This is a genomic window from Terrisporobacter sp., assembly GCF_017888745.1.
Classification (GTDB): Bacteria; Bacillota; Clostridia; order Peptostreptococcales; family Peptostreptococcaceae; genus Terrisporobacter.
In genome coordinates this window covers 1-24506 of record NZ_JAGHFM010000061.1, presented here as the reverse complement: position 1 = coordinate 24506, position 24506 = coordinate 1, and the positions used below count along the sequence as shown (strand labels likewise).

The 24506-nt window shown below is 26.2% G+C and carries 26 protein-coding genes and 1 riboswitch; of the genes, 5 read left to right on the top strand and 21 right to left on the bottom strand.

The window, feature by feature from the left end:
* Nucleotides 1-719, bottom strand: a 719-nt coding sequence (locus tag J7G74_RS02590) for a glycosyltransferase family 2 protein (RefSeq protein ID WP_297131526.1), incomplete at its 3' end; no start/stop codon positions are given.
* A gap of 145 nt (nucleotides 720-864) precedes the next feature.
* Here J7G74_RS02590 and J7G74_RS02585 point away from each other — a divergent pair.
* On the top strand, nucleotides 865-1497 hold the full coding sequence (locus J7G74_RS02585; RefSeq protein WP_297131523.1) for a hypothetical protein: 633 nt from the start codon (nucleotides 865-867) through the stop codon (nucleotides 1495-1497).
* Nucleotides 1498-1680: 183 nt separating this feature from the next.
* Nucleotides 1681-2400: a purine-nucleoside phosphorylase gene (gene deoD, locus J7G74_RS02580; protein WP_297131520.1), complete on the top strand. Its 720-nt coding sequence runs from the start codon at nucleotides 1681-1683 to the stop codon at nucleotides 2398-2400.
* Nucleotides 2401-2451: 51 nt separating this feature from the next.
* On the opposite strand, the gene lexA is transcribed toward deoD, so the two are convergent.
* From lexA to J7G74_RS02560, 4 genes are all read right to left on the bottom strand, one after another.
* Nucleotides 2452-3081 (bottom strand): transcriptional repressor LexA, encoded by a 630-nt coding sequence (gene lexA / locus J7G74_RS02575; RefSeq protein ID WP_297131529.1) that lies wholly within the window; start codon nucleotides 3079-3081, stop codon nucleotides 2452-2454.
* Nucleotides 3082-3207: 126 nt separating this feature from the next.
* The gene (locus tag J7G74_RS02570) at nucleotides 3208-4386 is read right to left on the bottom strand and encodes a tyrosine-type recombinase/integrase (protein ID WP_297131517.1); all 1179 of its coding nucleotides are present in this window, start codon (nucleotides 4384-4386) and stop codon (nucleotides 3208-3210) included.
* A gap of 445 nt (nucleotides 4387-4831) precedes the next feature.
* Nucleotides 4832-5092: a stage V sporulation protein S gene (locus J7G74_RS02565; protein WP_148488892.1), complete on the bottom strand. Its 261-nt coding sequence runs from the start codon at nucleotides 5090-5092 to the stop codon at nucleotides 4832-4834.
* Between the two features lie 490 nt (nucleotides 5093-5582).
* Nucleotides 5583-6212: a hypothetical protein gene (locus J7G74_RS02560; protein WP_297131511.1), complete on the bottom strand. Its 630-nt coding sequence runs from the start codon at nucleotides 6210-6212 to the stop codon at nucleotides 5583-5585.
* Between the two features lie 250 nt (nucleotides 6213-6462).
* Here J7G74_RS02560 and J7G74_RS02555 point away from each other — a divergent pair, with 250 nt between their 5' ends.
* Nucleotides 6463-6735: a hypothetical protein gene (locus J7G74_RS02555; protein WP_297131509.1), complete on the top strand. Its 273-nt coding sequence runs from the start codon at nucleotides 6463-6465 to the stop codon at nucleotides 6733-6735.
* 45 nt (nucleotides 6736-6780) lie between these two features.
* Here J7G74_RS02555 and trmB read toward each other — a convergent pair whose 3' ends face one another.
* The 6 genes from trmB to J7G74_RS02525 form a co-directional block, all read right to left on the bottom strand.
* Nucleotides 6781-7428: a tRNA (guanosine(46)-N7)-methyltransferase TrmB gene (gene trmB, locus J7G74_RS02550; RefSeq protein WP_297131506.1), complete on the bottom strand. Its 648-nt coding sequence runs from the start codon at nucleotides 7426-7428 to the stop codon at nucleotides 6781-6783.
* A gap of 83 nt (nucleotides 7429-7511) precedes the next feature.
* Nucleotides 7512-7841 carry a Fe-S cluster assembly protein HesB gene (locus J7G74_RS02545; protein WP_297131503.1) on the bottom strand — a complete coding sequence of 110 codons (330 nt, stop codon included), beginning with the start codon at nucleotides 7839-7841 and terminating at the stop codon, nucleotides 7512-7514.
* Nucleotides 7842-7927: 86 nt separating this feature from the next.
* On the bottom strand, nucleotides 7928-8509 hold the full coding sequence (locus J7G74_RS02540) for a GNAT family N-acetyltransferase (RefSeq protein ID WP_297131501.1): 582 nt from the start codon (nucleotides 8507-8509) through the stop codon (nucleotides 7928-7930).
* Nucleotides 8510-8661: 152 nt separating this feature from the next.
* The gene (locus J7G74_RS02535) at nucleotides 8662-9351 is read right to left on the bottom strand and encodes a radical SAM protein (RefSeq protein WP_297131498.1); all 690 of its coding nucleotides are present in this window, start codon (nucleotides 9349-9351) and stop codon (nucleotides 8662-8664) included.
* The gene (locus tag J7G74_RS02530) at nucleotides 9344-9928 is read right to left on the bottom strand and encodes an ECF transporter S component (RefSeq protein ID WP_297131495.1); all 585 of its coding nucleotides are present in this window, start codon (nucleotides 9926-9928) and stop codon (nucleotides 9344-9346) included. Before J7G74_RS02530 ends, J7G74_RS02535 begins: the two co-directional genes overlap by 8 nt.
* Before the next feature lies 1 nt (nucleotide 9929).
* Complete coding sequence (locus J7G74_RS02525) at nucleotides 9930-10898, bottom strand: nucleoside hydrolase (RefSeq protein ID WP_297131492.1); 969 nt, start codon at nucleotides 10896-10898, stop codon at nucleotides 9930-9932.
* 99 nt (nucleotides 10899-10997) lie between these two features.
* Nucleotides 10998-11041: riboswitch (PreQ1 riboswitch) on the bottom strand.
* A gap of 415 nt (nucleotides 11042-11456) precedes the next feature.
* On the opposite strand from J7G74_RS02525, the gene J7G74_RS02520 reads away from it, so the two are divergent.
* The gene (locus J7G74_RS02520) at nucleotides 11457-12581 is read left to right on the top strand and encodes a tyrosine-type recombinase/integrase (RefSeq protein WP_297131488.1); all 1125 of its coding nucleotides are present in this window, start codon (nucleotides 11457-11459) and stop codon (nucleotides 12579-12581) included.
* A gap of 634 nt (nucleotides 12582-13215) precedes the next feature.
* On the opposite strand, the gene J7G74_RS02515 is transcribed toward J7G74_RS02520, so the two are convergent.
* Nucleotides 13216-14184 carry a CorA family divalent cation transporter gene (locus J7G74_RS02515; RefSeq protein WP_297131485.1) on the bottom strand — a complete coding sequence of 323 codons (969 nt, stop codon included), beginning with the start codon at nucleotides 14182-14184 and terminating at the stop codon, nucleotides 13216-13218.
* 313 nt (nucleotides 14185-14497) lie between these two features.
* Between J7G74_RS02515 and J7G74_RS02510 the strand changes: the two genes are divergently transcribed.
* Entirely contained in the window at nucleotides 14498-15064 is a 567-nt protein-coding gene (locus J7G74_RS02510; protein ID WP_297131482.1) for a collagen-like triple helix repeat-containing protein, read from the top strand.
* Between the two features lie 163 nt (nucleotides 15065-15227).
* Here J7G74_RS02510 and J7G74_RS02505 read toward each other — a convergent pair whose 3' ends face one another.
* The 9 genes from J7G74_RS02505 to J7G74_RS02465 all read right to left on the bottom strand — a co-directional run.
* Complete coding sequence (locus J7G74_RS02505) at nucleotides 15228-16070, bottom strand: 4-hydroxy-3-methylbut-2-enyl diphosphate reductase (RefSeq protein ID WP_297131479.1); 843 nt, start codon at nucleotides 16068-16070, stop codon at nucleotides 15228-15230.
* A 10-nt stretch (nucleotides 16071-16080) separates the two neighbouring features.
* The gene (locus tag J7G74_RS02500; protein ID WP_443081637.1) at nucleotides 16081-16677 is read right to left on the bottom strand and encodes a lysophospholipid acyltransferase family protein; all 597 of its coding nucleotides are present in this window, start codon (nucleotides 16675-16677) and stop codon (nucleotides 16081-16083) included.
* Between the two features lie 8 nt (nucleotides 16678-16685).
* Nucleotides 16686-17333 (bottom strand): (d)CMP kinase, encoded by a 648-nt coding sequence (gene cmk / locus J7G74_RS02495; protein ID WP_297131473.1) that lies wholly within the window; start codon nucleotides 17331-17333, stop codon nucleotides 16686-16688.
* 75 nt (nucleotides 17334-17408) lie between these two features.
* Nucleotides 17409-18632, bottom strand: a complete 1224-nt coding sequence (locus J7G74_RS02490; protein ID WP_297131470.1) for an NAD(P)/FAD-dependent oxidoreductase — start codon at nucleotides 18630-18632, stop codon at nucleotides 17409-17411.
* 9 nt (nucleotides 18633-18641) lie between these two features.
* Nucleotides 18642-19283, bottom strand: coding sequence for a histidine phosphatase family protein (locus J7G74_RS02485; RefSeq protein ID WP_297131467.1), 642 nt, complete (start codon nucleotides 19281-19283; stop codon nucleotides 18642-18644).
* Nucleotides 19284-19469: 186 nt separating this feature from the next.
* Nucleotides 19470-22064: an ATP-dependent chaperone ClpB gene (clpB, locus tag J7G74_RS02480; RefSeq protein ID WP_297131466.1), complete on the bottom strand. Its 2595-nt coding sequence runs from the start codon at nucleotides 22062-22064 to the stop codon at nucleotides 19470-19472.
* A 179-nt stretch (nucleotides 22065-22243) separates the two neighbouring features.
* On the bottom strand, nucleotides 22244-22438 hold the full coding sequence (locus J7G74_RS02475) for a hypothetical protein (protein WP_297131463.1): 195 nt from the start codon (nucleotides 22436-22438) through the stop codon (nucleotides 22244-22246).
* Between the two features lie 458 nt (nucleotides 22439-22896).
* Nucleotides 22897-23094 carry a SufD family Fe-S cluster assembly protein gene (locus J7G74_RS02470; protein WP_330616365.1) on the bottom strand — a complete coding sequence of 66 codons (198 nt, stop codon included), beginning with the start codon at nucleotides 23092-23094 and terminating at the stop codon, nucleotides 22897-22899.
* Between the two features lie 403 nt (nucleotides 23095-23497).
* Nucleotides 23498-24506: hypothetical protein (locus J7G74_RS02465; RefSeq protein WP_330616362.1), on the bottom strand; the 1009-nt coding region annotated here is incomplete at its 5' end.

Sequence of the window (24506 nt, the reverse complement as noted above, 5' to 3'; positions counted from 1 at the left end):
AGAAAGATTCTTGTATAGAAGTAAGCTTTCATATAGTCATTTTGAGTAGTTATTGAATAATTTCTAACAATACTAGTTTTTCTTATTCTATAATAGTAAAGTGAATCATCTATAATTGATATTTTGTTAGCTTTATAAAATAGTTGACACATTATAGCTATATCCTCATATTTTATATTAGGAAAAACCATATTATCAAATAAGTTTTTCTTCCACAATTTATTCCAAAGATATGAATGTATAAGATTATCTGGAATTAAAGATTTTAATATATCGTCTGACGAATAGATGCCCCTTCTTTTTTTATATAAGACAGGTATGGATGTAGACAATTTATCATAATATCTGTAAAAATTACATATCACAACATCAGCATTAGTTTTTATACATTCATTATATAATTTTTCAAGATAATCATTTTTTATAAAATCATCACTGTCAATAAAAATAATATAATCACCATCTACATATTTTAATCCTGTATTTCTTGCTACAGCAACTCCTTGATTGTACTGATGAATAATCTTAAAGTTATTATATTTATTCTTGTATTCTGTTAATATATCATAAGAATTATCTGTGGATCCATCATCTACACATATTACTTCAAAATCATTAAAACTTTGCTTAACTATGGAATCCAAACATTTTTCTAAATATTTTCCAGTATTATATATAGGAATTATAATACTTATAATAGGTCTTTGATGTGTATACACTATGATTGCCACCTTTCAATTTCATGATTAATTGTAAGTATATCATATAATCTAATATAAATATGTATAAAATTTCATATTTTATCATAATAATTAAATATATATTACTATGATAAAAAAACTTATTTTTATAGGAGGAGTGAAATTGCATAATAGAGAAATTAAGGTAGATAAAAACATACAAAGATGGGAAGAGAAAATAATACAGATATTTCCTAAAGCCATTCCTAATACTTGCATATGGAAAGATGAAATAGATATTCTAAATATATTATTTACTCTATGTGATAAGAATCTAAATAATATATTTTATCCAAATGGACAAGTCTATGATTTGATGGGAGCAGATTTTTCAAAAGAGGATAGATGCTTAGAGTTAATCACAGATAGTTCTATAGATGTAATAAAACCAACTAAACTTTCTTTTCATTATTATGATGAAGCTTTTTCTTGGGCATATTTTAGAATTGAGACAGATAATTTAGAGCAAACACCAATTTATGACTATAAATGTTTATATAAAGAAGATTTAGTTATGCTAGATAATGGACAATACATTGATATTTATAACTGGTATAGAGGAGAGTATGAAGATGAAAATAATATAATTAGACAATTCAGTAATAAGGATCAAATTATAAGCAGATTTTTAAGCAAATCTTCTTTCTTAATTTTTCCTAAAGGATCTTATTTTAACAATATTTATGAGAAAAGCTATAATATGTTGGAGAGTGATGAGCTAGAAAATACTATAGAAGAGTTTATTCCAAAGGGATAAAAGTGCTGCTTTATAAAGAATAGAACGTTTGTTCTATGTGGTTAAAAATAGCATTTTTTGAATACAAAATTAAGTTATATGTTTACATTAAATTATGTGTATAATATAATAGAGAAGATAAAATATACATAAATAATATTTTAATATGTAATTTAATAACTAAAAAAATTAGGAGGAAATAAGATGAGTAAATCACCAGTTCCAACTCCTCATATAGGAGCACAAGTCGGAGATATAGCTGAAACAGTATTATTACCAGGAGATCCTTTAAGAGCTAAATTTATAGCAGAGAACTTCTTAGAAGATGTTGTAGAATATAATACAGTTAGAGGAATGTATGGATATACAGGATACTATAAAGGAAAGAGAATATCAGTTCAAGGTTCAGGTATGGGTATGCCATCAATAGGAATATATTCTTTTGAATTAATACACTTCTACGGTGTTAAAAATTTAATAAGAATAGGGTCTGCTGGAGCATTAAGTGATAAATTAGACTTATATGATATAGTTATAGGAATGGGAGCATGTACAGATTCTAACTTTGCATCTCAATATAACTTACCAGGTACTTATGCACCAATAGCTAGCTATGAATTAGTTGAAAAAGCTGTTTCTGTAGCTAAAGAACAAGGTGTAGATGTACATGTAGGAAATATATTATCAAGTGATGTATTCTACGGAGATGAAGGATTAGATGGTCTAAGAAAATGGACTAAAATGGGAGTATTATGTGTTGAGATGGAAGCTGCTGCACTTTATATGAATGCTGCAAGAGCTGGAGTTAACGCATTAGCTATACTTACTATATCTGATTGTCCGCTAGAAGGCAAAGCTACTACTGCTCATGAAAGACAAGTAGCATTTACTAAAATGATGGATATAGCTTTAAATTTAGCATAATTTTAATAAATGTTAAAAATAAAAAGTCTTCTATTTAATATAGAAGACTTTTTATAATACTCTAAATACACCTTTTACAATTCCAACTATTTCTACATTTCTCTCATCTAAAATAATAGGATCCATAAATTCATTTTCCGGTTGTAATCTTACTTTTCTACCTTCTTTGAAGAATCGTTTCACAGTAGCTGTTTCACCATTTATTAAAGCAACTACGATTTCAGAATTAGATGCATGATTCATCTTATCTATGATTACATAGTCTCTATCAAGTATTCCTGCATTAATCATACTTTCGCCCCTAACTTTTAAAATAAAATTATTTTTACCATTAACTAAGTTAATTGGTAAAGGCATATATTCTTCGATATTTTGCTCTGCTAATATAGGTTCACCGGCAGTAATTTGACCTACTATAGGTATAGGTACTATTTCCTGATTTAAACCTGGAGCTTCATTAGTATTATTATCTAATATTTCAATTGCTCGTGGTTTACTTGGGTCTCTTTTTATATATCCTAATTTTTCAAGTTTATTCAAATGAGAATGAACTGTAGAAGTAGATTTTAAACCAACAGCAGTACAAATTTCTCTAACTGATGGGGGATACCCTTTATCAAATTGTTGTTCTTTAATAAATTCTAAGATCATTATCTGTTTATTTGTTAAATCTAAGTACATATAATCACTCATTTCTTGATAATATATTAGTATTACATTAATAATAATTACTTTACTATTATATATTGTATCATATACTTAGTAATGATACAAACATTTGTTCTCAATTCTATTTTTTATCATTTTTTATAAATTTTCATTATCGTTAGTATCAATATCGTCTATAATATTATCTTTAATATCTTCATCATCTATCCATTCAAAATTATTTACAATATCACGTTTAATATTCTTCTTATGAGCAGCATAAAGTTGAGTCGTAGTTACATTATCATGGTCTAACAAAGTTTTTACATCATAAATAGAAAAACCAGATTGTATTAGAGAAGTGGCAGCTGTAGCTCTTAATTTATGAGGACTATATCCTTTATCCCTACTAGTGTTCATACATATAGAAGTATATTTTTTTACTAATTGTCTAATTGCCTTAGATGTAAGACGTTTTTTTTGTAATGATAAAAATAAGGCATCTTTAACTTCTTCAGATAAATTTTCATCACTAGGTCTTTCATTATTAATATAATCTTTTACTACATACTCACAAGTTTTATTAATAGGCATCAAAACTTCTTTTCCTCTTTTTCTATAAATTTTAAATTCTCCTCTAGAAAAATTAAAAGAAGAGATGTTAAGTTCACGAAGCTCATTTAATCTAAGTCCATATGTTACAAATAGTGCAAGTATAGCTTTATCTCTAAGTTTTGTTTTCTCCCAGTATATTGCTTCTTTCTTACTCAAACCTTCTCCTGTTTCTACAGCTTCAAGCATAATGGCCACTTCATTTATATCAAGTCTCTTTATTGCATCAGGTTGAGGCTTAGGCAACTTTATTGGATTAAAACCGTCTGTGATGTTACTATCTATTTGTTCATTCCTATATAAAAATTTAAATAGAGTAGAGATAGATGATTTTTTTCTGGCTAAAGCTCTATTATTATTTTCATATATAAATGTACTATTATTTCTTTCTCTATAATATCTTGGACAGAAATCACCTAAAAACAGATTAACGTCTCTAGATTTTATGTTGTTAAATTCAGAAACTGTAATATATTTTATTTCAGAAGCTTGAGTAATATCAGTTTCGTTTATAAGATAGTAGCAAAAGAAATAGATATCTTCTAAATAAGCAGCTCTAGTTGAAATTGCAACAGATCCTTTCAAGTATATGAAATAATCTTTCATAAAGTCTGGAAGTTGTTTTTCAATATTTATACATTTCTCAATAAGAGTATGATCTCTTAGAACTATATTATCAGGTTTATCTGATTTATTATTTATTTTTATTATTTTATTTTCTTTCAAAGGAATTCCTCCAATAGACTAATATTTATATATTAGAAAATATCACAAATATTAGTCGGTTTCAATAAGCAATAGATTTTTATTATAATAATATAGATTTATAATTAATTATAAATATAAACACAACAGTTGAAGTTATGTAGAGAGAAATTATAATTAATATTGTAAATATACAAAAAAGAGGTTAAATAGATACTTATATCCCTACCTAGTAATAACTATTCCCTAAATATACATTTAAAGATTAGTTATATTTCCCCCACTACTATATATACGTCAACAATGTTATATGAAATTATTTTATAATGTTATTACTAGATAAATTATTATTCTCTTTTTATCATATATATTAGTAATCAATAAGATAAAAAGTAAAAAAATAATATTCCCATTTAGAAATTATCTAGATGGGAATATTATTAAATTTCTTGAAATATAAAATTTATTATCTAGGTTCTATAATTAACTTAATAGCTGTTTTTTGCTCTCCATCGATTTCTATATCTGTAAATGCTGGAACACAGACTAAGTCTAAACCGCTAGGTGCAACAAAACCTCTAGCAATAGCTATAGATTTTATAGCTTGATTTAGCGCACCTGCACCAATCGCTTGTATTTCTGCACTTCCCTTTTCTCTTAGTACTCCTGCTAAAGCTCCAGCTACAGAATTAGGATTAGACTTTGAAGAAACTTTTAATACTTCCATTTCAATATCCCCCTTGATTTGTTTTAAAACATATTTTTTAAGTAATAGCTACATTCATATGTTGTTTAAAATAGTATCCTAAAGTACTAAATACATTTTTATTACATAGGTATATTTCTATGTATATAGCATAAATACCTTTATTTATTTTATAAATAGTTGCTTTTATAATATACAGCATACTAAAAAATATAAATATGTCCCAGCTTCATTATTAAATTGAAATAATAAATTTAGATGAGAAATATTTAATGGAATGATACTATTATCATTATTGGTAAAGAATAAAAGTATATTACATGCTGCTGATTGTACTTTAGTACCATAAAATAATAAATGGGAAGTGATTTTTACTAGTCTCTGATTTTATATTATTATTTTTTCATATAATATGGGGGTCATGTACATTCATTTCATGAATTTGAATATAAGTATATTATAAATATTGAAGTTAAAATGGAATAAAAATAAAGATACTAGGTCAATATTATCACCTAGTATCTTTATTTTTATGGTCAATTTCATCTATTTTTTTAGCTTCATTTTTTATTCTATATAATTCATCAAGTGAAAGACCTGTTATTTCGTTGATAAAATTTATGTTTGCATCTTTATGTAGTAGATGAATAGCTATTTCTTTTTTAGTATTAAGTACTTTTAATTCATTTAAGTTAGATTCTTTACATGCATTAGTATTTTCTATGCGATTATTATTGTTATACATTTCTAAATTTACTTGTTTATTATTATTAAATATAAAAGGAATATAATAATTACATAATATAAACAAAGAAGGAATAATAAAAATAAGTTTACAACCTATTATTCCTATAATAACAGTTGAAAAAGTAAAAAAGCTATTATATTTAATAAATTGTATATTAAATATTTTTCTATTTATAATATCTTCCTTTATAGCTATTATAATAGCAAATATAAAACTTATAAAACATAAAGGATATAATAAATAACTAGCTACTACTCCGCCAAAACCTAATATATCATAATTACCACTTATATTACTATATGTAAATATATCCCCACGTAAATATGAATAAATACATGATGCTATACCTAATACTCCGCCTAAAGCTTGAGTATACCAAATATAGAATTTCAACTTATATCACTCTCCTATTTGTTTCTATATAGAATTAATATGATAATTTTGTTTTAAATATTTCTATAATATAAATATAGTATAATATTTGCATAGTATTAAAAAACGTCTTTATATTTATCTAAAAAAGATATATAATTTTAATGAACTGAGTTAAATTTAATTAAATGAAAAGCTCAATAAATTGATTATATTTGCCTAATATGGAAATAATATTATCAAATCCACTGAGTAGAGGGGAGCCTTGAATATGTTGGATAATTTCCAATTTATTTTTAAAGTTTTATTTTTTATTTCAACCTTAATGTGGGCTGGGAATATATTGTTATTTAGATCAGAGAGACAAATAATAGTAAATCCCGTATTATTTATAATTGCGTCTGTACTAGTTGTATTACCAGATGCAAATATACTAGTTTTTGGTATGGAAGCAGATGATATTAGAAATACCCTGTATATATGTTATTATTTAATTGTAATATGGGGATTAATAATTACACGAAGAAAAACTGATTTATTCTAAATAAAAAAGGCTTAATAATTAAGCCTTTTTTATATTTTATGACATTTATAGCGGTTGTTTTCTAGCTTCACATCTATATATTTTCATACCTTGAGACATGAATTTGTCTTCATATTCTGTTGTAACATTTATAAAGTCATCATTTTTAGCTAAATCTAAAGAAATATTTTTTAATCTCCATGGATTTTTACATATTTCATTCAAAGTAAATTCAAATAACTTTTCATTATCGGATTTAAAGTGAATTTCACCTTCATTATTTAATATCTCATAATATTTATTTAAGAAATTGGTATGAGTAAGTCTTCTCTTCTCCCATCTCTTCTTAGGCCATGGGTCACAGAAGTTTATATAAATTCTAGATAACTCTTTTTTATCAAAGTAATCTAGAATACTATTAACATCTCCCCATATAAAAAGTATGTTCTTTAATTTAGCTTCTTCTGCTTTTTCTACTGCTTTTAATAATACTTCTTCTTTTATTTCCATAGCTATAAAATTAATATTAGGGTTTTGTGCAGCAAGAGTTGTTATAAATTGTCCTCTTCCTGTTCCAAATTCAGCATAAATAGGATTGTTATTATTAAACTTATCATGCCATTTTCCTTTTATTTCATTTATATCATCTCTTATTACGTAATTAATATGACTTAATAATTTTATGTCAGATCCTTTTTTCTTTCTTCTTCTCATATTTTTTCTCCTTTATTTTGGGTCAAAATAATAGAGTACTAGCCTAAAAAACCAGTACTCTAAATTATAATCTCTAAAGATAATTAGCAACCGCAACCGCCTGAGCAGCCAGAACAACCGCCTCCACCTGAAGGCATATTCTCAACTAAAACTACAAATCCTTGATTAGGTACTTCTTGGATTATAACATTTCCATAAGTTAAAAATTCATCCTGATCCATTATGAAGTGAATTCCTTCTAAATCACAAGATACATCTTTTCCTTCTACTTCTTTATCTAAAGCTAATGCAAAACTTGGTCCAGAACAACCAAATCCAGCAAAATAAACTCTTACACTATTTGGTTTATCTTGATTTTCTGCTATAATCTCTTTTAATGCATGTATTGCAGATTCTGGTGCGAATACTTTCATTTATATCAATCCCTTCTTATTAAAAGTTTAATTATCTCATTTAAGTATACAATAAAAATACAAGTATTTAAATAAAAAAGTAATATTTATCCTTTATTATTTTTATTTAAATAAATTTCTCGACTTAAAAAGTATTTTTGACATTTTATATGCTTATTATTCAAAGAAGCAAATCTTTTAGTAAATTCATGAGAAAATTCAAAATTATATTTTAATAAAGGTGATTTTGAATATTTATTATCATCATATACAACAGCATAAATCTTATCTAGATTTAAATCATAAAATCCATATTTTAATATTGTACCTAATAATTCAGTTGATAAGTTTAATCCCCAATAATTAGGATTTATACATATTCCAATTTCTCCTTCTGATGAATTAGGAGATATATTATTAAACCCTATGTTGCCTATTACCTTTTTGTTATTTTTATATACTATAGCGTAATGACTATATTTTTTTTTATTGTAATTATCTATAAAATATGTTGATATAAACTTTTTAGTTTCTTGTATATTTTTATGGGTTTTAATGGGGATATATTTTAATACTTTACCATTGCTATAGTACTCAAATAAATCTTGTGCATCTTCTATCATTATAGGTCTTAAAATAGTTCTTTTTGTAACAAGTATTTTTATATGAGTATATTTTGAATCATACATAAAAAACTCTCCTAATGTTTTTTAATATATTATATACACATATATGTTAGAAGTGTTTCTTTATTATGCAGGATAAGTATATGATTTTTTATAATACTAAAAAAGATACTATTATTTTCTAGTATCTTTTTAATATATTTTATTTAGTTAGATTAGTCTCCTACTCCAAAGTCCGTATTATTATAAAGTATTTCTACGTTAGGATTCTTATCTAGATATTTATATTTATCTATAAACCATTCTACTAATTCATCATCTCTTTTGACATTTGTTGTATTATTTACGAATACATTTATTGTAGCATGATTAAAATTATTTAAGGCTATTTCTATATCATTATCTATCATTTCTTTAGTTTGACCCTTTATACCTACCATAAGACAAGGTGAGTCATAATATTTTACTACGTCCTTATAAGAGTTGAATTTTGCATTTTTATTTAAATAATTATTTCTAAATTCATTATCAAAAGTTTCAATACCTATTTTAAATGTTATAGGAATGTTAAAGAAATCTCTCATTTCCTGTAATTTATTTCTATAACACCAATGACTTTCTAAGAATAGTTTTTCGATTTTTTTATCTACTATTATATCTTTTATACGTTTTAATGTATCCTTAGGAAGTTCAAAACAACTGCCTGAATTTATTACCTCTAACACCTTATACTTACCTTTAACATTAGAAAGCACGTCAAAGTTTAATTTATTTATTTCATCTTCTAAAGAAGAATTGTCATCTATATAATCACAAAAAGAACATTTCCCCCATACACAAGGAAAGCCTTTTAAAAGTACGATTTCTCTTTGATTTTTATTTGTAATTTCACTATATCTATCCATTAAATTCACCTTTACTTAAAATTTTTTTTGTTTTTTCAATATAATTACTAGGTAATACGGATAGTGCAAAGTTAACTAATAATACTCCTATAAACTTATCAGTATAATCTGTAAAAATTTGAGTTATTACTATACTAGTTACTTTACCCACACCGAAAACACTTAAAAATTGAACTATATATGAAGATCCTGAAGAAGTAATTCCTCCAAACACTCCTGCTGCAATTATAGAACTTAAAATTGATGTAGGAAGTACAAAGGCAAATACTCCTAAAGGTATTTTAAATCCTTTTAAAAATTCTTTTTTATACATTATTCCTGCAAGTAACCCTGTAGAAATTTGTACAGGGGCAAAGTATAAGGAATAAATATCGAAAGTTATACCACTAACTATAGATCCGCATAGACCTGTAATTATTGCATATTTTGGACCTAGTATAGCAGCTATCATTATTGTACCTATAGAATCTAAATATATTGGTAGTCTCAAGCCTAATGCTATGAATGCACCTACAATATTAATTGCTATACCAAATGAAATCAAAGTCATAGTTCTTACAGAAAATTTACTTTCCATATTATATTCCTCCTAGTATTAAATCAATTATGCTTTCATGATCTTTGAAAAGTCTTTTTAAAAACATATTCATAAATCTTTTTTCATTAACTTTATCTAGGACTATGCAATTAGCTTCTTTTTTATAAAAATCAGCTACATCAACCATTGTCTGACCGATTGCCATACCATCTTCTACTACTTGAACAAAAGATTTAAATCCACTACATAGGCTTCTGTCTATAAAATAAGCTACGGCTAGAGGGTCATTTATTACGCAACCGATAACTTTTTCTTGTTTCCAATGGAAATCAATATAAAATCTTGTTATATCAGTTATATACTTAGCCATTTTTTCATCAAGTCTATTGATAAATTCAATAATATTAGGTGTAAGTACAATTTTTCTTGTAACATCTAATCCAACCATGTGAATTGTTTTAGGTAAGTTTTGGAATACATAATTTGCAGCATGAGGATCTACCCAATAATTAAACTCGGCTACAGGAGAACAATTCCCTTCTACTCTAAAAGCACCACCCATAGAAATAAATTCATCCATGTTATTAAAAGCTTCTTTATCTTTTTGCAAAGCTTTTGCTATATTGGTTAAAGGGCCTAGTGCTATTATAGATACATTTTCGTTTTTGTGTAGTGTTTCAATAATAAAATCCACAGCATTATTTCTTATGTTGATATCTTTAATGTCTTCGTAGAAATTCTCTCCTATACCATCTTCTCCGTGAGTATCTTGCGCAGTTACAAGTTCACGTACTAAAGGGTATTTTTCTCCTTCATATACAGGTGTGTCTAAAGAAGAACACATTTGAAGTGCATGTAGTGTGTTTTTTGCACCTACATCTGAAGTAACATTACCACTGACTGTAGTAATGCCTAATACATCTAGCTCTGGAGATAATATTGCTAGTAGTATTGCCAGAGAATCATCAATCCCTGGATCACAATCAATTATTACTTTTCTTTTTAACATTTTATATCCTCCTTAATCTGTGTGGTTAAGGAGAACTATATGACTTTACACCACTATATTAAAAGTCATATCTAAGCTCTTTATATACTGCCACTATATAAATTCTTAGTTTTTTATACATGGAGTTCTCGAACATGTCCTAGTGTATTTTTACTTTTAAAATTGCCCTTTATTATCTTACACTAGAGTTTGCCATGATATAAAATCATGGTTTGGAAATTATATTAAATACATTGATATGTATTCAAGTGTGGACAAAATTATTATACATTATCGATAATTTTTGGTCAATAACTCATTTGATCTAGGGGCTCAAGTCTACTATTAAAAAAGTAAATTTTGAATCAATTCATGTTATCTAGTGTTTTAATAAATACTAAAAGACATAAAATATATACTTTTATGTCTTTTGTGATAAAAAACTGATATTTCAACGATTATAAAGCTATAAAATGTCATTATGTCAGTGGAAAGTCAGTAAAAATTTTACTTTTTTTCTGCATTTTATGATAAAATATTTATATAATTTAATAGAAGTTTTACACAAGGAGATCTAAAATGAGCAGAGTTTTTTTAAGAAAAAGAAGTAAGAATTACATAGTTTATTTAGAATATTTAGATAAAGAAACAAACAAAAGAAAACAAAAAAACATGGGATCTTACCCACTAAAAAGAGATGCAAATAAAAGATTAAACGAGATAAAAGAAGAAATTTATAAAGAGGAATTATTACTTCCTAACGAAATAATTTTAGAAGATTTCATCTTAGATTTCTTAAATAAATACAAGATGAATTTATCAATCACAACGTATAATTGTTACATTAGGATATGCAAAAAATATATAATTCCTCTAATTGGAGATATAAAATTATGCGATATTAAACCCATACATATACAAAGTTATGTTGATGATTTATTAGATTTGCTTACACCACAAACCATAAAGGTTCACTTAAATATACTAAATATAGTTTTAAAGAGGGCGTATAAATTAAAACTTATAAAAGAGAATGTGGTACAATATGTAGATGTTCCTAAAAATAAAAAGTACAAAAATGATATTTACGATGCAAACGATATGCAATTACTACTAGAAAAGTGTCAAGGCACTTCTATAGAATTACCTATTATACTTGCAAGTGGACTAGGTCTGAGAATATCAGAAATCCTAGGATTAACTTGGAACAACATAGATTTCAATGATTCCACTATTACAATAGATAAAATAACCGTTAGGGATAATGGTAAAGTTATCTTAAAAGAGCCTAAAACTGAATCATCTATCAGAACTATATCAGCGCCAAAAGAGATTATTCTCATGTTAAAGCGACTTAAAAAAGACAGATTATCCGCTAAATTAAAAGGTGAAAAATCACATAGAGAACTTGTATTTTATGATAAAAATTTAAATCCTATAGCTCAAGATGTTCTGAGCAAAAAGTTTAGATTGTTTTTAAAAGAAAACAATTTAAAGCATATAAGATTCCACGATTTACGTCATTCTCATGTTACATTATTAATTAATGCTAAAGTTCCTATAAAAGTTATTTCAGAAAGAGTTGGACATTCAAACATTAATACAACTCTTAATATATATTCTCACGCTCTTAAAGAAATGGATCAAGAAGCTTCAGATAAAATTTCAGATACATTATTTAATAAAGGGAGAAAAATGGGTTAATTTATCGTGACATCAATACAACTTTAGATTAGTAATAAATTCTAACCTTTTTAAATTGATTTTAAGGCAGCTTGAGGATGTTATTAATATAAAAATTTACTGAAGAAGAAAAAATATTTAAAATACATTTAAATACCTAATATAAAAAAACAAACGAAAAAACATATTTTACAAACAAACAAAAGTTACCATAATACTATTATGGTAACTTTTGTTTGTTTAATAGATTTTACAGATAAAAATTATAATTTAGGCATGATTATTGTAATTAAAATAATTAGGAATATAAAAGTCATAAAATAGGTTTGTAAAATACTAAACTTTATATCTAAGCTTTTATATTTTACCCTAGTCCAGTATTACATGTAAATTTCAATTGGATAAGATGAATTGATTAAATAAAGAGAGTTTCCTTAAATTAATTGTGTAAACCTGATATTTTTCAGATTAGTAAATAAATCGAACCTTTTTAAATTGATTTTAAGACCACTTGATAAGTTTTATTATATATTTATATCAAAATCAATGTATTTGACTTAGATTGTGATTTAAGATGTTTTTGTACATTCGTTGTTAAAAATAACCAAATAACACATGAAAGTTACTGTAATAGTATTATGGTAACTTTTTATCCTTATAAAAATTTCTTTGTCTTAAAAATAACAAAACTAATTATAATAATCAATAAAATTATTATAATAGTAATTCTATATCCATATATATAAGTTAATTCTGGCATGTATTTAAAGTTCATACCATATATACCAGTAATTATACTTATAGGTACAGCCATCCCTGTGAAAATAGTAAGTTTAGTTATAAGATTATTTGTCCTTTCTGAAACTTTAGAAGAATATATATCTAAAAGTTTGTCGGACATTTCTCTATTAGCTAATGCAAAGTTATAAAGTTTATCTATAGAGAGATCTAATCCTTGTAAAAGCTTGTGATATTCTTTTTCTAAATATGACTTATGGGTATCTTCATTCGAGAAAAATTCTATCCCTTCCTTTAATAAGTTGTCCATAATGTAAGTAAGAGGTCTAATATTTTTTACACAACTTCTACATATAAATCTAATATCTCTTATTTTACTAGATACATCCTCAACTACTTCGTTTATAATTTCATCTTCTAACTCTAAAATCCTTTCTTCTACCATGCCTAAATTGTCAAACTGATTAGATATTATTATTCTAAGTATAGTTGAATACATTATAAATAACGATAAGGTGGGATTAGATTTATAGTAGAAATTTTCATGCATCAATTCTTTTATCTGACTATATACTTCATTCCTTTTCCTTAGAACAAGCAGCATATATTTTTCAGATAAGAATATATTAATCTCTTCTAATAATAAATTATCATGTATCATTTGAAAATTAGTGAGAGTAAAGAAGATATATTCATCAAATATATTAACTCTTACCTTATCATCAAATGAAAGGCAGTCTTTATATGTTTCATTGTTTAAATTTAAAGCACATTTGAAAAACTTCAATTCCCATGGATTACATAATACAAAATGGTAATCTTGCTTAAAACAGATATCATCTATATTTTTTGTTATTTGTTTCGTTATTAGATTTAATATATACATTTATATATTTCTCTCCTCGGATAAAACTAAATTGTGTCTATTAATTTAGTTTTATCTTTTTTTAGTTTATTATTCAATAAGATCAACTTATATAAAATTATATTAGTTACCTTTAATATTATTATGTTAACTATAGCAAATTTAAGTTAATAAGTTCTATTTTGCACAAAAAGAACATATGTTTGTCAAATTAAAAATGGGCACTTAACATTATACAAATTATTATCATCATTGTTCCATTTAATTAATTTTTATCATATAAATATAGTACGTAGAAGTTCTACTAAATTTTATCAATATGGAGTGTACTATTATGGACAAAAATTGTATAAATAAATGTAATTCTTGTAACATGTCTTCATGTAAGGAATTAAAAGCAGATAAAAGTTGTAAAAATAAAAAAATTTACTGCTCTGGTAAAATGAATTCTTCATCTTGCCCTATGTTTGTTATTCCATTAAATCGTGAAGATTTTCAAATTTTTAATATTTTATATTGCTCTATTGGGCAAACTGTGGGGCTAAAATTAGAAGGAAGTGACTGTATATTAAGATTAAAAATTTGCCAAGTTAATCAATGCGCTGTTATGGGTAAAACATCTTCTGGTAAAGGTCCTATATATATTAAATTAAGTGCTATTCAATATGTAGACTTAGGTAAAGAAGTTTATATTAACCCATTATGTAATGTTGGTAGTGGTATTGGAACACAAGGACCCGCTGGCCCACAAGGTCCTAAGGGTGATAAAGGCGAGACAGGAGCTCAAGGTCCACAAGGTCCTAAGGGTAATAAAGGTGAGACAGGAGCTCAAGGAACTGTTGTTCCTAATCTAATCCCTGAATATGAATACAAAAAGAAAAAATACCAAAATAAAAATTAGTATAAAAGAGATGTCTCAAGATGATTTTTTATCATCCAAAGAGACATCTCTTTTTTTGCATACAAAGAATTTATGTTGAGTTTGTAACTTAATCCTAAGCGTTGATTTATAACAAATAAAAAATAGAGGATAAATTATATTTCTCCTCTATTTTTACTATACTCTATATTTCTTTTAAATACTTAATTACTTCGTCAATTATCCAATCAGGAGTAGACGCTCCAGCAGTAACTCCTGCTATTTTAAATCCATCTAATATATCCTTATCCAACTCTTCCTTTGTCTCAATAGAAAAAGTAGGAACTATACCCTTACAGATATTTACAAGTTTTTGAGTATTAGAACTATGTTTTCCTCCAATAACTACCATACAATCAACTTCATTTGCTAGATCAATAGCTGATAGCTGTCTTTCTTTTGTAGCAAAGCAAATAGTATTTTTTACAGTTAAGTTATTTATTTTTTCTTTTAACATATTAACTATTTTATCGAAAAATTCTAAGTTTGCAGTTGTTTGACTAACAACACAGTATTTATCACATGGATCAAATAAATTATTGTCAATTTCTTCCTCACTATTTATTACTATAGCCTCATTATCACACCAACCATTAATACCTATTATTTCTGGATGATTTGCATTACCAATTACTATAATTCTATACCCTTTTGAAGAAAACTCTTTAACTATATCATGAATCTTTTTAACAAATGGACATGTAGTATCTATTATATCCATATTTTTAGATTCTGAGTCTGTGTATACATTTTTACCAACACCATGAGATCTAATTATAAGTTTACTATCGTTAGGTATTTTGTCTAATGAATCTATTTCTACTAATCCCTTTTCCTTATATTTATCTACAGCTTGTTTATTATGTATAAGTGGACCTAGAGAATATATATCATCATCTTCCTTATTTTCAAGTTCATCCCAAGCCATTTTCATAGCTCTTTTAACACCGAAACAAAATCCTGCATTTTCTGCTATTCTAACTTCCATAGCAAGTCTCCTATCTTTTAAAATAATTATCTTTTATAACTTCAAGTACATCTTGTGATAATTTTTCGTAGTCTTCTGTACTTAGTTTCTTTTTATAATATTCTTCAAATGAAATTGGTTTATCAATATAAATTGTAACTTTATTGAACAATTTGTAATTTGATATTATTGAAATTGGAACTACGCATGCCTTACCTTTTATGGCAAATAAAGCTAAGCCTGCTTTAGCCTCACCAAACTCATTTCCCTTAATTCTAGTACCTTCAGGGAAAATACCAATTGCAAAACCTTCTTTTATTTTCTTTAAAATAACCTTTATTGTAGATATTCCTGGATTATCTCTGTCTATTGGAATAACATACATCTTATTTAAAATTGAAGCTAATATTTTATTATCAAATAATTCCTTTTTTGCTATAGTAGCAACTTTTCTATTTTTTATTGCAGATGCTACAAAAATTGGATCCAAATTAGATTTGTGATTTGCTGCTAATATTATATTTCCTTCAGTTGGTATATTTTCTTCGCCTACAACTTCATACTTGTAAAATACTTTACTATATAAAGTAAGTATATTTAAAATAAATTTATAAAAACTCAAACACACTCTCTCCCTTATTTAATTTTTTGTAAAACTAAATCAACTACATCTTTAATAGACTTACCTGTAGTATCTACTTCTATAGCATCTTCAGCTTTAACTAGAGGAGCAAATTCTCTATTTGAATCTATCTCATCTCTTTTAATTATATCATCTATTACATCTTGAAGTTTAACTTCAACACCTTTTTCTATTAGTTCCTTATATCTTCTACTTCCTCTTTCCTCAGGTGTAGCAATAAGGAAGAATTTATAATCTGCATTTGGGAATACATAAGAACCTATATCTCTCCCATCTAAAATTACTGAGCTTCTTTCTCCTATGATTCTTTGAACATTAACCATTAAGTATCTTACTTCTTTTATTTTAGCAACATTAGATACATTATTAGTTACTTCTATAGTTCTTATTTCATCATTTACAATTTTACCATCTAAGTATATATTATTGTCTTTAAAATCTATTTCTGTTTTTTTAGCTAGCTCAATTACTTCAGCTTCATTTTTTATATCTGTATTATTTTGTAAACATTTTAATGTTACTGCACGATACATTGCACCTGTATCTATATAATTGATATTTAACTCTTTAGCTATTATTTTAGCTATTGTACTTTTTCCCGCTCCTGCAGGTCCATCTATTGCTATTACTAAATTTTTCATGTTATTTCTCCTATTATATATTTATAAGTTTATTTAAGTAAGGTAGTTAAATTGCTAAAATGTCATTTGTTCATCCTATAATTGCAGTGAATCTCCGGCTAAGTATCCTGTTGAAAATGCTATTTGAAGGTTATATCCTCCTGTTTCAGCATCTACGTCAATTATTTCTCCTGTAAAATATAGATTTTCTATTAATTTAGATTCCATAGTAGAAGAATTAATCTCTTTAACAGATATACCCCCACTTGTCACCATTGAAACTTGTATTCCTAAAGTATCATGAGTAGTTAATTTCATATTTTTGAAATACTCAACAATTTTATTTTCATTTTCTTTCGTTAATTCATTTGGTTTTGTATCACTAAGACCTAAAACATCTAATATTTCTTTTATAAAGTTTTGTGGAAGTATATGCTTTAGATTATTTACTATATTTTTATTAGGATTTTCTCTTATAGCTTTTCTTAGTTCATCACCACTTATATCCGGAATGAAATCTATATTTAATTCCACATCTTCACTTTCTAACACTTTATTAATATAAGATGATATTATTAATACACATGGTCCTGTTATACCAAAGTGAGCAAATAACATATCACCTCTTTTTGATATTTTCTTCTTTTTAATTTTACATGATATTTCCACATCTTTTAAAGATATACCTTGTAGCCTTCTTGTCCAATCTTCTTTAATTTTTAAAGGAGAGAGTGCAGGATAAGTATTTGTTACAGTATGTCTATATCTTTTTAGTATTTCATGCATTGTACCGTCAGATCCAGTTTTAGAATGACTTTTTCCACCAGTTGATATTATAACTTTATCTCCAAGGACTTTTGTATTATTTTCTAAAACAACACCCTCTATTTTGTTATTTTCATTTATAACTAAATCTACTACTTTACTATTATATAGTATCTTTATATTATTATTTAATAATAACTCCTTAAATGTATTTATAAGCTCAACTGCTTTATCACTTTTTGTATAAACCTTATAATCATTATGTTCTTCCACTTTGTATTCAAGGTTACTTTCAGTTAAAAAACTTAATAAGTCTTCATTAGTAAATGAATAAAAAGCACTGTATAAAAACTTTTTATTAGTTACAACTTTATCAAAAAAATCTTCTATATTTCTTTTATTTGTAACATTGCATCTTCCACCACCAGTAAGCTTAAGCTTCTTTCCTAGTTCGTTATTTCTTTCGATAAGTATTACTTCGTGGTTATTTTTAGAAGCTGTTAATGCTGCCATCATTCCTGATGGACCTCCACCTACTACTATTACTTTTGACATTTGAGTCTCCTATTCTAATGCACTATTTTCTAATTTATGATTACTTTTAATATGACTAGTATCATTCATTTTTATAACTACTGGTCCATAATCTCTAAATTCAATTATATTTAATGCAGTGTTTCCTTGGTTAATTCTATATATATTTTCCATAGAAGAATTTAAAACAGAAAGAAGTATTACTCTTGCTGTTACAGAATGAGTAACAAGTACAATATGTTTTCCATCATACTTTTCATTTAATTCATTTAAAAATTTATCTGTTCTTTCTTTTATAATTTGAAGAGTTTCTCCTCCAGGTATTTCAGCTAGATGAGGTTGATTTCTCCAAGTGTTGTATATATCTTTATAATCTTCTTGAATTTCTTTTATCAAAAGTCCTTCCCATTTTCCAAATCCCATTTCTCTAAGAGCTTCAGTATGTATAACATCTAAATCAAATTTATCACTTATAATTTCTGCTGTTTCTATAGCTCTTCCAAGATCACTTGAATATATATAGTCAATAGGATATTGAATCATACTATCTGCAAGTTCTCTAGCTTGATTAATACCTTTTTCAGTTAAATTTGAGTTTCCATGACCTTGAGTCTTACCCTTTATATTCCATTCTGTCTGTCCATGTCTAACTAAATATATAGTATTTGTCATTTTGTCCTCCTCATAAAGTAAGATTGTTCTTTCATCCTAAATTTTTATTATATCATAAATATACATTAAATACTAAAAATCAAAGATATTTTTGTATATAAATAAAAAGTAAATATTTATGATTTTATAATAATTAAAAAGGTTAAAACACTTTTATTAGTATTTTAACCTTTTATCAGTATCATATTATTTAACTTTTATTGATATATTATTATCTTCTCCATCTACTATTATCGTAGATCCGTTGTAAATTTCACCAGAAATCATTTTTCTTGCAATCATAGTTTCTAATGTATTACCTATATATCTTTTTAATGGTCTAGCACCATATACAGGATCATAGCCTTCTTTTGCCATTATATCTTTTGCATCATCTGTTACTTCTATTTTAATATTTTTATCATATAATCTATTTGCAAGGGCATTGATAAAGATATCTATAATTTCTTTTATTTCTTCTTTATCAAGAGCTTTAAACATTATAATATCATCTACTCTGTTTAAAAATTCTGGTTTAAATCTTCTTTTCATTTCAGACATAACTAAATCTTTAGTTTCTTCTGATATATCCCCTTCTCCATCTAATAAGTAGCTACTACCTATATTAGATGTCATTATAATAATTGTATTTTTAAAGTCTACAGTTTTTCCTTTATTGTCAGTTAATCTACCATCATCTAAAATTTGTAAAAACATATTAAATACATCTTCATGAGCTTTTTCTATTTCATCGAATAAGACAACTGAATATGGAGCTCTCCTTACAGCCTCTGTTAATTGACCTCCTTCTTCGTAGCCTACATAGCCTGGAGGAGGACCAACTAGTCTCGATACTGAGTGTTTTTCCATATATTCAGACATGTCTATTCTTATTATATTTTCTTCACTATCAAATAAGGTTCTAGCTAAAGTTTTAGCAAGTTCTGTCTTACCAACACCAGTAGGTCCTAAGAAAATAAATGATCCAATTGGTTTATTTTCATCTTTTAAACCTGCCCTTGCCCTTATAACCGCATTAGAAACGGCTGTAACAGCTTCATTTTGACCAATTACCCTTTGATGAAGTTCATCTTCTAATTTAAGAAGCTTTTCTCTTTCTCCTTCTACAAGTTTTGTAACAGGTATTCCTGTCCATTTAGATACTATTTCTGAAATTTCATTTTCAGTTACCTCTTCTTTTAACAAAGCATGTTCATATTTATTTTTCATTTTGTCTTCTAATTCTTTTATTTGATCCTCAAGAGAAGGTATTATACCATATTTAATTTCTGCTACTTTATTGAAGTCATATTCTCTTTCATACTTTTCTACATCACCTTTAGCTTCATCTAACTTAGATTTAAGGTTTTTAATTTCAATTATCTGACCTTTTTCATTTTCATATTTAGCAGTCATTTCATCATCTTTAGATTTTAATTCAGCGATTTCTCTTTGAAGCTCTTCTAATCTAGTTTTACTTTTTTCATCATTTTCTTTTATTAGCGCCTCTCTTTCAGTTTCTAAAGTAAAAAGCTTTCTTCTTACAATATCAAGTTCTGTAGGAAGGGAATCTATTTCACTTCTTATCATAGCACCAGCTTCATCTATTAAGTCTATAGCTTTATCAGGTAAATATCTATCTTGTATATATCTATTAGAAAGTTTTGCGGCAGCAACTATAGCACTATCGTGTATCCTTACTCCGTGGTGTATTTCAAACCTTTCTTTTAATCCTCTAAGTATAGATATGGTATCTTCAACCGTAGGTTCATCAGCTATTACTGGTTGGAAACGTCTTTCGAGTGCTTTATCTTTTTCTATATATTTTCTATATTCATCAAAAGTAGTAGCTCCTATACAGTTTAACTCACCACGCGCAAGCATTGGCTTTATTAAATTTCCAGCATCCATTGAACCTTCCGTTTTCCCTGCACCTACAATTGTATGTATCTCATCTATAAATAAAATGATTTTTCCTTCAGAACTTTGAACTTCTTTTAGTACTGCTTTTAATCTTTCTTCAAATTCACCTCTATACTTAGCTCCTGCTATTAATGAACCCATATCTAGTGAAAAAATTATTTTATCCTTTAATCCTTCAGGTACATCACCTTTTACTATTCTTTCTGCTAGACCTTCTACAATTGCAGTTTTTCCTACACCAGGTTCTCCAATTAATACTGGATTATTTTTAGTACGTCTAGATAAAATTCTTATTACCCTTCTTATTTCTTCATCTCTACCTATTACTGGATCTAGCTTATGCTTTTTCGCTAATGCTACTAAATTAGTTCCAAATTTAGCTAAAGCATCATAAGTACCTTCTGGATCTTGATTTTCAACTCTTTGACTACCTCTAACTTGTGATAATACTTTTAAAAAATTATTTTTATCTATATTATACATATTTAAAAGCCTTTTAACATTTGCCACAGAAGTCATTTCTATTATAGCAAGCATAACATGTTCTACACTTATGTAAGAATCCTTAAAGTCTTTAGAAATATCTTCAGCCTTTATCAATATTTCTTCAATATTTCTAGAAGCAGTTACACCTTGTGAACTTATCCCTTCACCATAAATTTGTGGAAGCTTGTCTAGTTCATCATCAATACTACTCTTAAGGGCAGTAACAGATATATTCATTTTTTCTAATATATTAGGAATTAGACCATCCTCTTGATTAACTAAAGCTGAAAATAAGTGAATAACATCTACTGTTTGATTATGATGTTTTACAGCTTCATTGTAAGCTTCATTTAAACTTTTTTGTACTCTAACAGTCATTTTTTCAATATCCATTAAAATCTCTCCTTTAATATATCTTAAGTTTTATTATAGGACTTTTTATATATTTTTTCCAATAATTGATGTAATTCTTTAATATTTTTTCATATATTTTTAAATGTTCTTAATTTATTAAAAAGAAAGAAGCTTATATAAAACTTCTTTCTATATTTTATATATCAAATTAAATATATTTAATTATCTTGATGTTTTTTATGTGAACTTATTGGTTTTGCTGTATTTTGAGCTACTGAACCGGTTTTAGAAGGTCTAAGTCTTGGCTCAAGATTAAGTTCTTCTCCTAACTCTAATTTAAAATGCGGATTTTTTTTATCATTTCTATTATATCTTGTTTTGTCATCTTCTCTTTTATGCTTATTTCTAGTCATGGAATCCTCCTTAAATTAAATAGAATTTAGTACTAATTTAACCTATTTTTTAATTAGTATTCTTTAAGGGGACTTTCTTTAAATTTTATATAAATAATTTGAAGCATTATTTTTAATAAGCGAACAAATGTTCTTGATTACATAAAAAATATAGTTTATTTCTCCTAAGAAGATTCTTTTTAGTATTTATATAAATAAAGATAATATTATACTTAATAAACTATTTAATAGATTCGAAATTTAGATATTATGATATATTTCTCCAAAATATGATGATAATTTAGGTAAATAAAAAATAAAGAAGCTTATATAAGCTTCTTTATTTTTTTACTAGTTTAATTCTTATTTTATATTCCTTAATAAAAATCAATGAAAAATATGGATAAAATTCATTTAATTCTATTTATATCATTATATAGTTTTCTATTAAAACTCCTTATGTTTGAAGACTATATAATTTAACTTAAAAAAGCATTAACTATTACATCTTCAGCTTCTTCTTCACTAAGACCAAATGTTTCTAATTTTAATAATTGTTCATTATTTATTCTGCCTATTGCTGCTTCGTGAACAATTTGAGCCTCCATATGGTTAGCTTGAATTTCTGGTATAGAACTTACTTTTGATTTATCCATTATTATAGAATCACATTGAATATGAGCCTTGTAAAAAATACAAACGTTGATATTTCAATGATTGTGAAGTGTAACAAACTCATTTTGTCAGTATGTTGTCAGTATTAATTATTAATCCACAGTTTTCGTGTTAGTTATCCACAATTTATGCACAACCTTTTTAAGAGGATTTATATTTTCTTAGTATTTTATATTTTACACTATTTTATAAGTAAAATCATTAAAATAGTTACAATTTAATAGGACGTGCATATTTTTAATATTAGTTTGCATATGCTATACTACGCAGTGTTTATTATAGCTTGCGAAGCATGAGCAAGGCGAATAAACATGTAGTGGTTAGTATGTTAAGCAATTTAGGAGGATTCTGTGTATTCAGATTTCTCCTTTTTATTTTGTAGAAATATAAAGAAAAACCACCTAATTAAATAGGTGGCGGTAATTTAGTTATAAAACTTGCATAAGCTTTACTTGTTTTTATTAAATTCAAACTATGATACTCTTCTAAATTTAGTAAATCTGATAAATCATAATCGTTACTTTTAAATTCTTCCTCTAACTCTTTATATGCTCTTTTATCACATCCGCTTATTAATACGTAACTAGCATTTGCGTTTTTTAAATCTTCCTTAGTCCTTTCCGATAATTGATTTAAATAGTGTAATGTAAATATATATCTTAGATTAAACTTAGCGCTTTGAACTAATTCTTTGCCTACTAAATATTGTGCCATTGGAACTTGAAATATTTCATCTATAATAACAGTACACCTTTTACATTCAGTTGTATTTCTTATTAAAGTGGCTAACCAAATCTTAGTTATAAAAAAAGTAACTAGAATATTTTTACTTAAATTCTCATTATATTCACTTTCTTTTAATCTTATTAAAATAACCTTTCCTTCATTCATGGCATCAACAAAATTTATATTGTTAGTCGGATTTAAACTATACATCAAATCCATATTTGGATCTTCTTTTAATAAATTAACTCTGTCAATGATCCCCTCGATTTTACTATCTTTGGTGCCAGTGATAGCCCCTTCTTTTTTATCATATTCATTTATTTCAAGTAGATTGTCTATATCCTCTTCTAAGGCTTCTTTCATTTCATTATTCAATTTATTAATTAGATTGTTTCTAACTACGTGATTTTGTAAACATCTTATAACATCTTTTAAAGATGCGTCGTTATCTAGGAATACTATTTTTCCTGCGCTTATTAGATACCTTCTCATTTTGCCACTTAGTCTTTTACCATCATCATTTATAGAATCAACTAAATTTAATATCTGTTTTATTTTCTTATTAGATACCTTTATCTTTTGTAAATTAGTCATATTATCTGTTATATTTAACTCATTGTAGCTAAAAGCTTGATAGCAGTTAGGGTCAGTAAGATCTAAATCGATTAATCGGTCAACTGGTGTGATT